The sequence below is a fragment of the Nonomuraea sp. NPDC049152 genome (assembly GCF_040648355.1).
GTDB lineage: Bacteria > Actinomycetota > Actinomycetes > Streptosporangiales > Streptosporangiaceae > Nonomuraea.
Genome location: NZ_JBEZDO010000011.1, coordinates 84,135 through 97,957 on the forward strand (window position 1 = coordinate 84,135; position 13,823 = coordinate 97,957).

A 13,823-nucleotide genomic window follows, 5' to 3' on the forward strand; every position below is an offset into this window, starting at 1 on the left:
GCTCGAGTTCCGTGCCCGCTTCGCAGCCGCCGCAAACCGGCTGGGGCTCCGAACGCCGTCCCGAGGCGGCGTTCGAGCAGACGGGCGCCATGGACGCCCAGCCGCCCGCTCCGTCCAGGATGCAGGGGCCTTCGGGGCCGCAGCAGATGCCGCCCAGGCAGACCGCGCAGTACCCGACCGGCGGCCCGGCGACGTCGACCCGCAGGCGCAGCGCCGAGGAGACGATGGTGGGCGGGCCCGAGGCCCGCCGTTCCCGTGGCGGCCGAGGCCCCGGCGGCCCCGAAGGCCCCGGCCGCGGTGGCGGCGGGGGCGGTGACGGTGGCGGTTCCGGCAAGGGTCGCCGCGGGTGGAAGCGGTTCATTCCGAACTGGAAGATCGTCATGGCCGCTCTGGTCGTGCTCGCGGCGGGCATGTTCGGCATGATCTGGGTCGCCTACGCGGGCACTCCGCTGCCTCGGGTCACCCAGGAGTCGGCGATCGCCCAGGAAAGCGTCATCTACTACAGGGACGGCAAGACCGAGATCGGCCGCTGGGGCACGCCCAGGCGGATCATTCCGCTCAGCGACGTCAACGACGCCGTCAAGGACGCGACGATCGCCATCGAGAACAAGACCTTCTACGAGGACTCGGGCATCTCGATTCCCGGCATGGTCCGTTCGGTGTGGATGACGGCTACCGGCCAGCAGGTCCAGGGCGCCTCCACCATCACCCAGCAGATGGCCCGCAACTATTACCAGGGCCTCAGCCAGGAGCAGTCGATAGCGCGAAAGGTCAAGGAGATCTTCGTCGCGGTCAAGCTCAACAAGGAGTACTCGAAGGAGAAGATCCTCGAGGACTACCTCAACACGATCAACTACGGTCGCGCCTACGGCATCCAGGCGGCGGCGGAGGCCTACTTCGGCAAGGGCGCGAAGGCCAAGAAACTCACCTCCGAGCAGGCGGCCTACCTGGCCGCACGCATCCAGCAGCCGAACTGGGACATGGAAGACCCCAGGCTGAAGACGCGGTGGGCGACCGTGATCAAGTACATGTCCGAGCAGTTCCCGACGAAGTACGGCCAGCTGCCCGCCACCGCCAAGTGGCCGAAGATCAAGAAGCCCAGCGAGAAGGACGAGCTGGCCGGGCTCAAGGGCTACATGATCAAGGAAGTCCTCAACGAGCTCGAAGGGCGCGGCTACAGCAACGACCTGGTCGAGCGCGGCGGTTTCAAGATCATATCGACGTTCGACAAGCAGCTGATGCTGGACGCGAAGAAGGCCGCGGAGGACGTCGCTGGACGGATGGACACCGAGTACCACGTCGGACTCGCCTCCGTCGACAACAAGACGGGCAGGGTGCTCGCCTTCTACGGCGGCAAGAACTACCTGACCGACCCGTGGAACGAACCGTTCAAGTCCTACAAGCAGGCGGCCTCGGCCTTCAAGCCCTACGTCCTGGCCGCCTGGCTCGACGCCGGCTACAGCCTCAGCAGCTACGTGCCGGGCAACCAGACCGTGCCCAAGAAGCTCCCCGGCGAGCAGCCCGGAGGCTTCCGCAACAGCCACAACGTGGGCCAGGCCGTGGACATCGTCAAGGCCACCGCGGCCTCGGTCAACACCGCGTACGTCTCCATGGCCTACAAGCTGCCCGGCCAGCTGGAGGCCGTGCAGCGGATCGTCGAGGAAGCCGGCTTCGGCAAGAAGCGGATGGCGGACGACATCAAGGCCCACGGCTACGGCTTCTCGATCGGCTCGGCCCTGGTGTCGCCGGTCGAGCAGGCGGCGGGCTACTCGATCTTCGCCAACGGCGGCAAGCACACCGACTACCACGTGGTACAGAAGATCATCAAGCCCTCTCAAAAGGTCGACTTCGATGACAACCGGCTGACGCCACGCCAGGTGATCTCGGCGGAGGCGGCGGCCGACGCCACCGTGGCCATGCAGGCGGTGCTCCGGCCCGGCGGCACCGCCAACGGCAAGGGCCTCGGCAGCCGGCCCGCCGCGGGCAAGACGGGGACCAACAACAACGAGAAGGAAGCCTGGTTCGTCGGCTACACCCCGCAGATCTCCACCGCCGTCGGCTTCTACCGCGAGGAGTGCAAAACCGCCTCGGGCAAGGTCGTCCAGCCCCAGCACTCCAACTGCCCGACGACCGACGGCAAGAAGAACAGCAAGTACGACGGCGTGACCAAGGTCTACACCCAGCCGTTCGAGAAGCCGCTCGGCTTCGAGGGCGCCGGTCCGCCCACCGAGGTGTGGCGCGCGTACATGCTCGCCGCCCACGAGACGCTGAAGCTGCCCATCGAGCCGTTCCCCACCCGGGCCAACATCGGCCAGGCGAACAACATCGTCGAGAAGCCGAAGCCCACGCCGACGCCGACGACCGACAACCCGTTCGGCACGCCGGAAGACCCGTTCGGTGACAACAACGACTGCGGCCTGCTCGGCTGCGGTGACAACGACAGCGACAACAGCGGACTGCCGGAGGATGGGACCACCGAGGCCGACAGGCTCGGCGAGGTCGGCACGGGCGAGGATCCGATGGGCGGCGGCGCCGTGGTGCCCGATCCGATGGCCAGGCCTACCAGGACCGACGACGAATGACGCGGCTCTCCTTGACGGCACGGGCGGCCGTGCCGTACCTGCCCCTGGGGTTGTTCGCGGCCCTGGGGGCGATCCTCGCCTACGTCTGGAAGCTGCCCTGCAGGACGGGCGGCTGGAACAACTCCATCCAGACGTACGCGAACGCCTGCTACACCGACATCTACCCGCTCTACTTCGACCGGCAGCTGCACACGCAGGACCCCTACTTCGCGGGCGTGCCGTTCGACAAGCAGGTGGAGTACCCCGTCGTGCTCGGCGAGGTCATGCAGGTGATCACCTGGCTGGTGCGCCGGCTGGCGCCCGACGAGGCGACGCAGGCGGTGCGGTTCTACGACATCACGGTGATCCTGCTGGGGATCTCCCTGGTGGTCGGCGTGCTGCTGATGGCGGCCGCGGCGGGGCCCACGCGCAGGTGGGACGCGGCGTGGTACGCGCTCGCCCCCGCCGTGATCCTCGCCGCCTACGTCAACTGGGACCTCATCGCGGGCGCCCTGTCCATGGGCTTCCTGTTGGCGTGGGCGCGCAGGCGGCAGGTGGCCGCGGGCGTGCTGCTCGGTCTGGCGATCGCGACCAAGTTCTACCCGCTGATGTTCGTCGGCGCGCTGTTCCTGCTGACGGTCCGCACGGGGAAGTGGCGGCCGTTCCTGATCACGCTGGGGTCGGCGGTGGCCGCGTGGCTCGTCGTCAACGTGCCCTTCATGGTGCTGGCATGGGAGGGCTGGCGGCGTTTCTACGTCTTCTCCCAGGAGCGCGGCATCGACTGGGGCTCGCCCTGGCTGTTCTTCGAGCGCAAGGGCTGGCCGATCCTCGGCAGCATGGACCCGAGCCTGCTCGGCATGATCGCGCTCGCGCTGCTGTGCCTCGGCATCGCGGTGCTGACGGTGCTGGCGCCGCAGCGGCCGCGGCTGGCGCAGATCTGCTTCCTGGCGCTCGCGGCGTTCATGATGACGAACAAGGTGTGGTCCCCGCAGTTCGTGCTGTGGCTGGTGCCGTTCGCCGTGCTGGCCAGGCCCAACTGGAAGCCGATCGCGCTGTGGCAGGTCGCCGAGGTCTGGTACTTCTTCGCGATCTGGCTCTACCTGCTCTACCAGGACGAGACGAGCAGGCACCTGGGCATCGGCGACAACCTCTACTTCACCGCCGTCTGGGGCCGCGTCATCACGATCCTCATCATGATGGCGTTCGTGGTGCGTGACATCCTCCGTCCCGACAAGGACCTGGTACGGCAGGCGGGCGTCGACGACCAGGTCGGCGGCGTCTTCGACGGGGCTCTCGACAGGTTCGCGCTCGCCCGATGAAGGCGCTGGGAATCTGGGCCGCCTCCCGTCTCGGACTCCTGCTCATGACCCTGATGGGTGCCTCGTGGCTGGTCGGCGCCGGTAGTTACCTCCACAGGTGGAAGCAGTGGGACGCCAGTCTCTTCGTCACCATCGCCGAGCACGGTTACGCGGGCGACCCCGGCAGCGCGCGCGACCCCGGGCTGCCCGCGTTCTTTCCCGGGATGCCCGCCATCCTCAGGCTCGTCCATCTGTTGGTGTCCGACTGGGCGCTGTGCGGGTTGCTGATCTCGCTGGTCGCGGGCGGCGTGGCGGCGATGGCGCTGGCGCGGCTGGCGGAGTTCGAGGGCGGCTCGGGCACCGCGGCGGTGCTGGCGATGGTCCTCTTCCCGACGGCGGTCTTCCTGGCCGCGGGCTACAGCGAGGCGCTCTTCCTCGCGTTCGCGATCCCCGCGTGGCTGGCGGCACGCAGGAGGCAGTGGGCCGCGGCCGCCCTGCTGGCCGCGGGGGCGTCCGCCATCCGCATCACGGGGTTGTTCCTGGCGATCGCGCTGATCGTCGAGTTCGTGGTCAGCAGGCCGCGGTGGCGGGACCTGCCGTGGCTGACCGTCCCCTTCGTGCCGCTGATCGCCTACTCGTGGTACCTGCACGGCCGTACCGGCGACTGGCTCGCCTGGAAGCACGCGCAGGAGGCGGGCTGGGGCAGGGAGATGGTGTGGCCGTGGGAGGCGTGGCGGACCACGTGGAACTCGGCGATGGGCACCGACGACTTCGCCGTGGCCTTCCGCATGGAGATCGTCGGCACCGTGGTCGCGGTCGCGGTGCTGGTGTGGCTGCTCGCACGGCGCCGGTGGAGCGAGTTCGTCTACTGCGGGCTGCAGGCGGGCGCGTTGCTGCTGTCCGCCTACTACCTGTCGGTGCCGCGCTCGCTGCTGCTGTGGTTCCCGCTGTGGGTGCTGCTGTCCCGGCTGTCCAGCCGGTGGATCATCGCGTACGGCCTGCTCCTCGGCCCGCTGATGGCGCTGAACGCCCTGCGGTTCCTCACCGGCGCTTGGGCGGGCTGAAGCCTCTACCCGCTTTCTTCGAGAAGTAATCCAAGGAAGTTATCCACAGGCTGTGTGTTTCCCTCACAGATTCTTGCGCAGGAAGGCGATGTCCTCCGCTTGACCTGCGAATGGCGTCTCCACGATGATCGGCGCCGCCGCCCTGCGGCACACCTCGAGAATCAGCTCGGAGCCGATCTGACCCTGCCCGAGGTTGGCGTGGCGGTCCGCGCCCGAGTCGAACGGGTCGCGCGAGTCGTTGCAGTGGACCAGGTCGATGCGGCCGGTGATGGCCTTGACCCGGTCCACCACGTCGGCCAGTTCCTCACCGCCCGCGTGGGCGTGGCAGGTGTCGAGGCAGAAGCCCACGTCGAACCCGTCGAGCGCCTCCCACAGCCTGGCGATGCGGTCGAGCCTGCGGGCGATGGCGTTGCCGCCGCCCGCGGTGTTCTCGATGAGCACGGGGATGGGGCACTCCATCCGCTCGAACACCTTGCGCCAGTTGTCGAACCCGATCTGCGGGTCCTCGTCCTTGTTGAGGTGGCCGCCGTGGACGATCAGGCCCTTCGCGCCGAGGCTCGCGGCCGCCTTGAGGTGCTGCTCCAGCAGCTTGCGGCTGGGGATCCTGATCCGGTTGTTCGTGGTCGCCACGTTGATCAGGTAGGGCGCGTGGATGTAGATGTCGACGCCTTCGACCGGCTTGTCGGGCAGCACGGGGGCCTTGTAGCCCTGCGGGTCGCCGAGGAAGAACTGCACGATCTCCGCGTCGCGTTCGGCCGCGTGGGCGGCGGGATCGTCCTGGTCGACATGAGCTCCGATGCGCACCATGCCGTCCAGGCTATCCGTTTCGGCGGCGCGCATCAGGGCAGTCGAGGCGCAGCCCCCCGTACGCAAGGAGCGCGAGATGACCCGCTACCGCTTAGGCAGTTTCATCTTCCTGATCTACATCCTCGTCGGGCTGTACGTGGCCTGGATCTACGACTACATCACCCCCGCCCTGCTGAAGGACGTCGCCGAGGCACTGCTGGCGACGTTCCTGTGGTTCGTCCTCCTTCTCGGCGGAGACCTTCATCTGGGCTGAGACCGCTCATAGAGGCACGGACTCCTCTGCCTGTGCTGAGGAGTCCGTGGCCCGCCGTTCTCCGGCGTGCGGACCTACGTCTACGGGATGAATCCGCCGCGGGCGATGCCCAGCGCCACGCCCACGAACGACGCCACGATTCCCACGATGTTCAGTGTCCGCTCAGCCGTCGTCGCCGAGATGTACTGCGAGTAGAGCCCGCCTCCGAACCCGAGCGCTCCCACCCACGACGAGATCACGTGACCACCGGGAAAGAAGGTCGCTCCGAACGCGACCAGGCCGCACACCAGCGTCCCGATGGACAACAGGTTCTCGACGGGATGCGAGCGGCCGTCGCTGTTGAGCGTCAGCTTGAACCTCTCGTTCTCGCCGGGACGAAGCACGTGTGGCATGGCTACCACCCCCTCATCAGTAGAGGAGTTCCCATCGGTGAGCGGCTGGTAACCTGTACAGGCTGCGTTGTGCTGGGTCACCCGCCGCCGGGTCGCCGAAAGGGGCGAATCCGGTGAAAACGTCAGCGTCCTCCTGTCACGGCAGAGTGTCGTGACCGCAAGAGTCCAGAGGAGGTTGGAGTCCAACATGCGTCGTTACGAAGTAATGGTGATCCTGGACCCTTCGCTCGATGAGCGCACTGTGGCGCCGTCCCTCGACCAGTTCCTCGCTGTCGTCCGCAATGACGGTGGCACCGTGGAGAAGGTCGACGTGTGGGGTCGCCGCCGTCTCGCCTACGACATCGACAAGAAGTCGGAAGGCATCTACGCCGTCATCGACCTGTCCGCCGAGCCGGCCACGGTCAAGGAGCTCGACCGCCAGATGAACCTCAACGAGGGCATCATGCGGACCAAGGTTCTCCGCCCGGACGCGCACTAAGCAGCTCGTTCTCCCGATTTTCTGTCGGGGGCGAGCCGTAGTCTGAGCCGTAACCCAAGAGTCGAGGAAGGGCTCCAGCCATGGCAGCAGGCGACACCGTCATCACCATCGTCGGCAACCTTGTCAACGATCCTGAGCTGCGCTTCACCCCTACGGGGCAAGCCGTGGCCCAGTTCCGCGTCGCGTCCACTCCCCGGTTCATGGACCGCCAGACCAACGAGTGGAAGGACGGCGAAAGCCTCTTCCTGACCTGCAACGTGTGGCGTCAGGCGGCCGAGAACGTCGCCGAGTCGCTGCAGCGCGGCATGCGGGTCATCGTCCAGGGGCGGCTCAAGCAGCGGTCTTACGAGACCAAGGAAGGCGAGAAGCGCACGGTCTACGAGGTCGAGGTCGACGAGATCGGCCCGTCTCTCCGTAACGCCACCGCCAAGGTCAACCGCACCTCCCGTCAGGGCGGTGGCGGCGGCTTCGGCGGCGGTCCCGCCGACGACCCGTGGGCCTCGGCCACGCCCGCCCCGCCTCAGGGCGGCGGCGGTGGTGGCGGCTTCGGCGGCGGCAACCAGGGTGGCGGCTTCGGCGGCCAGCAGGGTGGCGGCGGCTTCGGCGGCGGCGGCGACTTCAGCGACGAGCCTCCCTTCTAGTCCGAGGAGCCCGTTCGCGGGCGCCTCACGGCCAGGCCGCGAGGCCTGACCACCTGTCAACAAGCCCGAGTCCATTCCCGCTTCACGGCGGGGCTCTGAAAGGAGCACCACGATGGCTAAGCCGGCACTGCGCAAGCCCAAGAAGAAGGTTTGCCTGTTCTGCCACGACAAGATCTCCTACGTCGACTACAAGGACACGGCGCTGCTTCGGAAGTTCATCTCCGACCGCGGCAAGATCCGTGCGCGCCGGGTGACGGGCAACTGCACCCAGCACCAGCGCGACGTGGCGACCGCGATCAAGAACGCCCGTGAGGTGGCTCTGCTGCCTTACACGAGCACCGCGCGCTAAGGAGGACTTGCGACATGAAGCTCATCCTCACCACCGAGGTCTCCGGCCTCGGCGCCCCCGGCGACATCGTCGAGGTCAAGGACGGCTACGGCCGCAACTACCTCGTGCCCCGCGGCTACGCGATCCTGTGGACGCGTGGCGGCGAGAAGCAGATCGCTTCGATCAAGAAGGCGCGCGACGCCCGCGAGATCCGCGACCTGGGCACCGCCAAGGAGATCGCCGGCCAGCTCGGCGCCCTCAAGGTCAAGCTGACCACCCGCGCCGGCGACTCCGGCCGCCTGTTCGGCTCGATCACCACCGGTGACATCGCCGACGCGGTCAAGAAGGCCGGTGGCCCGGTCCTCGACCGTCGTCGCATCGAGATCGTCAACGCGATCAAGAGCGTCGGCTCCCACAAGGTCAGCGTCAAGCTGCACCCCGAGGTCTCCGCCTCCGTCGACGTCGAGGTCGTCGCCGGCTAGCGGTTTCTTCACGAACGAAGCCCCCGCAGGGTTGCCTGCGGGGGCTTCGTCGTTCCGAACGGCGCCGCGCCCGGTTCCGAGGAGGGTGAACCGTGCATATGGGTCGGAACTGAACCTCCATTAGCGCCGCGTACAATTTGCACGTTCATCTATGTGACGTGGAGGCTCGCCCATGGTCCGCCCTTTGATGCTGCTCGCGCTCGGTGCGCTGGCGACGGCCACCGTGGCGTGTGCGCCCGCCGACAACACCGCGAGCACGGCGGCGCCCAACGCCGCCGCCTCCACCGCTTGCACGAAGGACCAACTCGAGCTCGTCACCCCCGGCAAGCTGACGATCGGCACCGACAAGCCCGCCTACGAGCCGTGGTTCAAGGGCGACGACCCCTCCAATGGCCAGGGCTTCGAGAGCGCGGTCGCCTACGCGGTCGCCGGCGAGATGGGCTTCGACCGCGACGAGGTGCAGTGGTCCACGGTCAAGTTCGACACCGCCTTCGCGCCGGGGGAGAAGAAGTTCGACTTCGACGTCAACCAGGTCTCGATCACCCCCCAGCGGGCCGGAGCGGTCGACTTCAGCAAGGGCTACTACACGGTCAAGCAGGCCGTCGTCGCCGTGAAGGGCTCCGAGGCCTCCGGCGCCACAACCCTCGACGATCTCCAGAACGTCAAGCTCGGCGTGCAGGTCGGCACGACCGCGTTCAGCGCCGTCCAGCGGGTGGTGCGACCCTCGAGCCTGCCCAAGGTCTACAACGAGCAGATCGACGCGGTGAACGCGCTGAAGAACGGGCAGATCGACGCCCTCGTGGTCGACCTGCCGACGGCCTTCTACGTGACCGCCGCCCAGGTGGAGAACTCCGCGATCGTCGGCCAGTTCAACGCTCCGGGCGGTAAGCCCGAGGAGTTCGGCCTGGTCATGGAGAAGGGCAGCGCGCTGAAGTCCTGCGTGGACAAGGCGGTCGACACGCTGAAGAGCAAGGGCGAGCTGGCCAAGATCGAGCAGCAGTGGCTCGGCGAGGCAGCGGGTGCTCCCGAGCTGAAGTGATGGCGACCACCACCACCTGGGTCAAGAGCGACAGGCAACTCGAACGCGAGCGGGTGCGCGCCAGGCGTGCCCGCCGTTCGGCGTCCACGGCCACCGTCTCGACGGTCGTCTTCCTGGTGCTCGTGGTCTGGGTGGTCACGAACGCGCCGGGCTGGGACCGGGTCCAGGACACCTTCTTCAACCCCGAGCAGTTCATCACGGCGCTGCCCGACGTGCTCGACGGGTTCCTGGTCAACGTCAAGATCTTCCTGATCGCCGAGCCGTTGATCCTCGTCGTCGGGCTGCTGGTGGCCCTGGCGCGCGGGCTGACGGCGCCGGTGTTCTTCCCGCTGCGCTGCCTGGCCATCGCCTACACCGACGTCTTCCGCGGCGTCCCGACGATCCTGCTGGTCTACCTCGTCGGGTTCGGCCTGCCGGCGTTGCGGCTGCAGGGCATCCCCTCGGACGAGGCGACGCTCGGCGTCATCGCCCTGACGCTCTCCTACGGCGCCTACGTGGCGGAGGTGTTCCGCTCGGGCATCGAGTCGGTCCATCCGAGCCAGGTGGCCGCGGCCCGCTCTCTGGGGCTCACGCAGGGCAAGACGATGCGGTTCGTGGTGCTGCCCCAGGCGGTGCGCAGGGTCATCCCGCCGCTGCTGAACGACTTCGTGTCGCTGCAGAAGGACACGGCGCTGGTGGCGACGATCGGCGCGATCGAGGCGTTGCGGCAGGCCCAGATCCACGCCTCCAGCACCTTCAACTACACGCCCTACCTGGTGGCCGCGTTGCTCTTCATCCTGCTCACCATCCCCATGGCCAGGTTCACCGACTACCTGGCCGCCCGATCGCAGAGGCGGCGGGGACGATGAGCGTGCTCACCCTCGAAGGGGTGTGGAAGAGCTACCACGACCACCCCGTCCTGCGCGGGATCGATCTGGAGGTGGCCCCGCACGAGGTGGTCTGCCTCATCGGCGCCTCGGGATCGGGCAAGTCGACCCTGCTGCGTACGGTCAACCTGCTCGAGACCGTCGACGACGGGGTCATCACGCTCGACGGCCAGGAGATCACCGACCCCGGCGTGGACGTCGACGGCGTGCGCAAGCGCATGGGCATCGTCTTCCAGGCGTTCAACCTGTTCCCGCACATGAGCGTGCTCGACAACATCACGCTCGCCCCGCGCCAGGTGCACAGGGTGGCGAGGAAGCAGGCGGAGGAGCAGGCCCGCGAGCTGCTGGCAAGGTTCGGCCTGGCGGAGAAGGCGGGCGCCTATCCCGACCAGCTGTCGGGCGGGCAGCAGCAGCGCGTGGCCATCATCCGCGCGCTGGCCACGCAGCCCAGGCTGATGCTGCTGGACGAGGTCACGTCCGCGCTCGACCCCGAACTGGTCACCGAGGTGCTCGGCATCATCAGGGAGCTCAAGGGTGCGGGGATGACGATGGTCCTGACCACGCACGAGATGAGCTTCTGCAGGGACATCGCCGACACCGTCTGCTTCCTGGACGGCGGGGTGCTGCTCGAACGCGGCAAACCCGAGCAGATCTTCACCGACCCGCAGCATCCTCGCACGCGCGACTTCCTGCGCAGCGTGATCGAGTCGGGCCGCTTCTGACGGCTTCAACGGCGGTGGCGGCCACGACCGGAGGCGACGGGGGCGCCGGCCAGGAGGCTGCGACGCCTGCCGTACGCGAGATAGACCAGGACGCCCACCGCCATCCACACCGCGAACGACAGCCACGTCTGCACGCTCAGGTTGACCATCAGCCACAGCGTCGCCAGTATCGACAGCGCGGGCAGGAGCGGTGACAGCGGCACGCTGAACTCGCGGGGGGCGGCGGGCATCCGGCGGCGCAGCGCGATCGCTCCCGCCGACACCGCGAGGAACGCGAACAGCGCGCCGATCACCACCAGCTGCTCCAGCATCAGCACCGGCGCCAGCTCGGCCAGCAGGATCGCGGTCACGCCGATCACCAGCGTCACCCTGGAGGGGCTGTGGTAGCGGCGGCTGAGCGTCCCGAGCCCGCGCGGCAGCAGCCCGTCGCGCGCCATCGCGAACATGATCCGCGTCTGCCCCGCGATCAGCACCAGGATGACGGTCGTCAGCCCGAGGACGGCGCCGATGTTGATCACGTGCACCATCGCGTGCTCGCCCACCGCCCCGAAGGCCGCCGCCAGCGGCGCCGACTCGGAGATCCGGGTGTACGGCACCATGCCCACCATCACCACCGCCACCGCGATGTAGAGCACGGTGGCGATCACCAGGCTGCGGATCATTCCCTTCGGTACGGCACGCGGCGCGTCGAGCGTCTCCTCCGAGGCCGTGGCCACGACGTCGAACCCGATGTAGGCGAACGCGATCGCCGGCGCCGCCGCGAACACCCCGAACCACCCGAAGCTGCCCGTCGGCCCCACGATCAGCCCGAGCAGGGTGCCGGGAGGGGCTGACGACGGCTGGTGCGGCGCGATGAATCCGCCCAGGTTGGCCGCGTCGAAGTGGAGCGCCCCGACGACGATCACCGCGCCGATGGCCAGCAGCTTGGCCACGACGATCACCCACAGCGCGCGCAGCCCGATCCTGGCGCTCACCGCGACGGTGCCCGTCAGCACGGCGAGGATGAAGGCCGTCAGCAGGTCAGGGGGAGCGAGAGGCTCAACCCTAAGTCGGCGAGCGTCCGCGCCGCGTACAGCGCCCACACCCGCGCCACGACGGCCGCAGCGAGCTGCATCTCCAGCAGCAGCGCCCAGCCGACGACCCATGCCCACACCTCGCCGAACAGGACGTAGGTGAAGGTGTAGGCGCTGCCCGACGCGGGGATCGTGGAGGCCAGCTCGGCGTAGCAGAGGGCGGCGAGCAGCGAGGCGATCCCGGCGATCATGAAGGAGAGGATCACGCCGGGGCCCGCCGTGGTGGCCGCCTGGCGGCCCGCGATGCTGAAGATGCCCGCGCCGATCATCACACCCAGGCCGAGAACCACCAGGTCGGCAGGCCGGTAGAGCCGGTGCAGGCTGTGCCGGGCACCGGTGCGCAGGCCGAGGGCTTCGGAGAGGGGAAGGCGGCGCACGTCTTTGTACCAATCGCCTAGGTGAAGGCTCCCACCTTGCAGGCCCTGGACCGTGCCAGGCAAGCACGGTCCGGTTGACGAGTGGTCAACCTCCGGTAACTAGCCACCGCGTGCCGTACGCCCTGCCACCCAGGGTGACCAGGCGAGCGATCATCCACACGCCGAGCGCCAGCCACAGCACGACCAGGTCGTCCGCCAGGAGCGCCACGGGCAGGTAGGCGAGCGTCGTCCACACCCCGCCCCATGCCAGGTAGCGCTGGTCGCCCGCGCCGATGAGGACTCCGTCGAGCACGAACACGATGCCCGAGACCGGCTGGAACAGCGCCACGACCCACAGCAGGTCGAGCAGTTCGGCGGTCACCTGTGGATCGGCGTCGAAGATGCCGGGGAAGAACGGCCGTCCCGCGACGACGACCAGGCCGAGCACGACGCCCGACCACAGACCCCACCACACCATGCGCCTGGTGGCTGCCTTGGTGCCCTCGGCGTCGCCCGCGCCGAGCGCGTGCCCGGTGATGGCCTGGCCCGCGATCGCGATGGCGTCGAGGGCGAGGGCGAGCAGGGTCCACAGCTGGGTGGCGATGGCGTGGGCGGCCAGCTCGGCGGTGCCCAGCCTGGTCGCCATGGCCGTGGCGACAAGCAGCACGATGCGCAGGCAGATCGTCCTGATGAGGAGGGCGACGCTGGCCGTACCCGCCTGCTTGATGCCCGAGAGGTCGGGCGCGAGCGACACGCCCGCGCGGCGGGCGCCCCCGACGACGACCCGCAGGTAGACGGCCGCGCCGATGGTCTGCGCGAGTACGGTGCCCCATGCCGAGCCCGCGATGCCCCAGTGCAGGCCGAGCACGAACCAGGCGTTGAGCACGGCGTTCAGCGCGAAGGAGCCGATCGCCACGGCGAGCGGCGTCCTGGTGTCCTGCATGCCGCGCAGGACGCCGGTGCCCGCGAGCACGACGAGCATGCCGGGGGTGCCGAGCAGGCTGATCCGGAGGTAGGTGACGGCTTCGGCGGACTGCCCCTGCGCGGCGCCGAACAGGTCCACGATCGCGGGCGACAGCGGCCAGCAGATCACGATCAGCGCCACGCCGATGGCGAAGGCCAGCCACAGCCCGTCCACGCCGCTGCGCATCGCGCGCGTGTGGTTGCCCGCGCCGATCTGCCTGGCGACGGAGGCGGTGGTGCCGTAGGCGAGGAACACGCAGAGGTAGACGAGCGTCGACAGCACCGTCCCCGCCACGCCGAGCGCGCCGACCGCGGTGGTGCCCAGCCCGTGGCCCACGATCGCGTAGTCGGCGATCAGGAACAGCGGCTCGGCGACCAGCGCTCCGAACGCGGGCAGCGCCAGGCGCAGAATCTCCCTGTCCCGGCTAGTAATGGGCATTTAGTTATTATGCCCCTTACGTAATGATCCTTTGGCGTGTCGAGTCAACTTTCTTTCCTCC

General features: G+C 68.5%; 16 protein-coding genes. 11 read left to right on the top strand and 5 right to left on the bottom strand.

Translation table 11 applies throughout. From position 1 onward, the window contains the following. Positions 1-11: 11 nt before the first annotated feature. Genes AB0B45_RS21330 through AB0B45_RS21340 form a run of 3 tightly spaced genes read left to right on the top strand, consistent with a single transcriptional unit; the run spans position 12 to position 4,923 of the window. On the top strand, positions 12-2,582 hold the full coding sequence (locus AB0B45_RS21330) for a transglycosylase domain-containing protein (protein WP_358132876.1): 2,571 nt from the start codon (positions 12-14) through the stop codon (positions 2,580-2,582). Next, on the top strand, positions 2,579-3,880 hold the full coding sequence (locus AB0B45_RS21335; RefSeq protein WP_358132878.1) for a glycosyltransferase 87 family protein: 1,302 nt from the start codon (positions 2,579-2,581) through the stop codon (positions 3,878-3,880). Before AB0B45_RS21330 ends, AB0B45_RS21335 begins: the two co-directional genes overlap by 4 nt. Then, complete coding sequence (locus tag AB0B45_RS21340; RefSeq protein WP_358132880.1) at positions 3,877-4,923, top strand: mannosyltransferase family protein; 1,047 nt, start codon at positions 3,877-3,879, stop codon at positions 4,921-4,923. The genes AB0B45_RS21335 and AB0B45_RS21340 overlap by 4 nt, the downstream gene beginning before the upstream one ends. 63 nt (positions 4,924-4,986) lie before the next feature. On the opposite strand, the gene AB0B45_RS21345 is transcribed toward AB0B45_RS21340, so the two are convergent. Continuing rightward, positions 4,987-5,730, bottom strand: coding sequence for a deoxyribonuclease IV (locus tag AB0B45_RS21345; RefSeq protein WP_358132882.1), 744 nt, complete (start codon positions 5,728-5,730; stop codon positions 4,987-4,989). 76 nt (positions 5,731-5,806) lie between these two features. On the opposite strand from AB0B45_RS21345, the gene AB0B45_RS21350 reads away from it, so the two are divergent. Next, the gene (locus AB0B45_RS21350) at positions 5,807-5,983 is read left to right on the top strand and encodes a hypothetical protein (RefSeq protein ID WP_358132884.1); all 177 of its coding nucleotides are present in this window, start codon (positions 5,807-5,809) and stop codon (positions 5,981-5,983) included. Between the two features lie 80 nt (positions 5,984-6,063). On the opposite strand, the gene AB0B45_RS21355 is transcribed toward AB0B45_RS21350, so the two are convergent. Beyond that, entirely contained in the window at positions 6,064-6,375 is a 312-nt protein-coding gene (locus AB0B45_RS21355; RefSeq protein WP_358132886.1) for a hypothetical protein, read from the bottom strand. 187 nt (positions 6,376-6,562) lie between these two features. On the opposite strand from AB0B45_RS21355, the gene rpsF reads away from it, so the two are divergent. The 7 genes from rpsF to AB0B45_RS21390 all read left to right on the top strand — a co-directional run bounded on the left by rpsF (position 6,563) and on the right by AB0B45_RS21390 (position 10,931). After that, positions 6,563-6,853: a 30S ribosomal protein S6 gene (rpsF, locus tag AB0B45_RS21360; RefSeq protein WP_358132888.1), complete on the top strand. Its 291-nt coding sequence runs from the start codon at positions 6,563-6,565 to the stop codon at positions 6,851-6,853. A gap of 80 nt (positions 6,854-6,933) precedes the next feature. Then, positions 6,934-7,494: a single-stranded DNA-binding protein gene (locus AB0B45_RS21365; protein ID WP_358132890.1), complete on the top strand. Its 561-nt coding sequence runs from the start codon at positions 6,934-6,936 to the stop codon at positions 7,492-7,494. 112 nt (positions 7,495-7,606) lie between these two features. Next, complete coding sequence (rpsR, locus tag AB0B45_RS21370) at positions 7,607-7,843, top strand: 30S ribosomal protein S18 (protein WP_020543048.1); 237 nt, start codon at positions 7,607-7,609, stop codon at positions 7,841-7,843. 14 nt (positions 7,844-7,857) lie between these two features. Beyond that, the gene (rplI, locus tag AB0B45_RS21375; RefSeq protein WP_358132892.1) at positions 7,858-8,304 is read left to right on the top strand and encodes a 50S ribosomal protein L9; all 447 of its coding nucleotides are present in this window, start codon (positions 7,858-7,860) and stop codon (positions 8,302-8,304) included. Between the two features lie 172 nt (positions 8,305-8,476). Next, positions 8,477-9,343: an ABC transporter substrate-binding protein gene (locus AB0B45_RS21380; protein ID WP_358132894.1), complete on the top strand. Its 867-nt coding sequence runs from the start codon at positions 8,477-8,479 to the stop codon at positions 9,341-9,343. Next, positions 9,343-10,191, top strand: a complete 849-nt coding sequence (locus tag AB0B45_RS21385) for an amino acid ABC transporter permease (RefSeq protein WP_358132895.1) — start codon at positions 9,343-9,345, stop codon at positions 10,189-10,191. Before AB0B45_RS21380 ends, AB0B45_RS21385 begins: the two co-directional genes overlap by 1 nt. Then, positions 10,188-10,931 carry an amino acid ABC transporter ATP-binding protein gene (locus AB0B45_RS21390; RefSeq protein ID WP_358132897.1) on the top strand — a complete coding sequence of 248 codons (744 nt, stop codon included), beginning with the start codon at positions 10,188-10,190 and terminating at the stop codon, positions 10,929-10,931. Before AB0B45_RS21385 ends, AB0B45_RS21390 begins: the two co-directional genes overlap by 4 nt. A 5-nt stretch (positions 10,932-10,936) precedes the next feature. Here AB0B45_RS21390 and AB0B45_RS21395 read toward each other — a convergent pair whose 3' ends face one another. The 3 genes from AB0B45_RS21395 to AB0B45_RS21405 all read right to left on the bottom strand — a co-directional run bounded on the left by AB0B45_RS21395 (position 10,937) and on the right by AB0B45_RS21405 (position 13,762). Then, positions 10,937-11,926 (bottom strand): amino acid permease, encoded by a 990-nt coding sequence (locus tag AB0B45_RS21395; protein ID WP_358132899.1) that lies wholly within the window; start codon positions 11,924-11,926, stop codon positions 10,937-10,939. Between the two features lie 17 nt (positions 11,927-11,943). Next, the gene (locus AB0B45_RS21400; RefSeq protein WP_358132901.1) at positions 11,944-12,381 is read right to left on the bottom strand and encodes an amino acid permease; all 438 of its coding nucleotides are present in this window, start codon (positions 12,379-12,381) and stop codon (positions 11,944-11,946) included. A gap of 85 nt (positions 12,382-12,466) precedes the next feature. Continuing rightward, a complete protein-coding gene (locus tag AB0B45_RS21405; RefSeq protein WP_358132903.1) occupies positions 12,467-13,762 on the bottom strand; it encodes an MATE family efflux transporter in 1,296 nt (431 codons plus the stop codon). Positions 13,763-13,823 lie beyond the last annotated feature (61 nt).